This is a genomic window from Pseudomonas sp. B2021, from assembly GCF_018135665.1.
In the GTDB taxonomy this organism is placed as follows: Bacteria; Pseudomonadota; Gammaproteobacteria; order Pseudomonadales; family Pseudomonadaceae; genus Aquipseudomonas; species Aquipseudomonas lactis.
In genome coordinates, this window is record NZ_SMOF01000022.1 from 1 (window position 1) to 951 (window position 951).

Genomic DNA, 951 nt, shown 5'->3' on the forward strand with positions numbered 1-951 from the left:
CTGCGTACCCTGCAGAATCATCTGGGTCGCTTCTTCCTTCATCTCGGCATCCCACAAGTGCGGGTTTTCGATTTTGATCTGGTTGATCACGTCGATACCGAAGTTCAGGTGCATCGACTCATCGCGCAGGATGTACTGGAACTGCTCGGCCACGCCGGTCATTTTGTTGCGGCGGCCCATGGACAGGATCTGGGTGAAGCCGCAGTAGAAGAAGATGCCTTCCAGCACGCAGTAGTAGGCGACCAGGTTGCGCAGCAGTTCTTTGTCGGTGTCGACGGTGCCGGTTTCGAACTTTGGATCGGAGATCGAGCGGGTGTATTTCAGGCCCCAGGCGGCCTTTTTGGCCACCGATGGAATCTCGTGGTACATGTTGAAGATCTCGCCTTCATCCATGGCCAGCGATTCGATGCAGTACTGGTAGGCGTGGGTGTGGATCGCTTCTTCGAAGGCCTGGCGCAGGATGTACTGGCGGCACTCCGGGTTGGTGATCAGGCGGTACACGGCCAGTACCAGGTTGTTGGCCACCAGGGAGTCGGCGGTGGAGAAGAAGCCCAGGTTGCGCATGACGATGCGGCGTTCGTCGTCGGTCAGGCCTTCGGGGTTTTTCCACAGCGCGATGTCGGCGGTCATGTTGACCTCTTGCGGCATCCAGTGGTTGGCGCAGCCGTCGAGGTACTTCTGCCAGGCCCAGTCGTACTTGAAGGGCACAAGTTGGTTGAGGTCGGCGCGGCAGTTGATCATGCGCTTTTCGTCAACGGCGACGCGGGCGGAGGCGCCTTCCAGCTCGGCGAGGCCTTCGGCGACGTCGAGTTTGTCCAGGGCGGCCTTGGCGCGCACGATGGCGGCAGAGTCGTTGGCGGTGACGGCGCGGGCTTCCACGGCGGCAGCGGCGCCGGCACCGTCGAGGCGGTCCATGTTGGCTTCGGTGGCGTGGCCGGCGTTGGCGCCTTT

1 protein-coding gene is annotated in these 951 nt (G+C 61.6%); it reads right to left on the reverse strand.

Going from position 1 to position 951, the window contains the following annotated elements; genetic code table 11:
- Positions 1 to 915, reverse strand: a 915-nt coding sequence (locus E1K68_RS27495; protein ID WP_212614957.1) for a ribonucleotide-diphosphate reductase subunit beta, incomplete at its 3' end; no start/stop codon positions are given.
- Positions 916 to 951 lie beyond the last annotated feature (36 nt).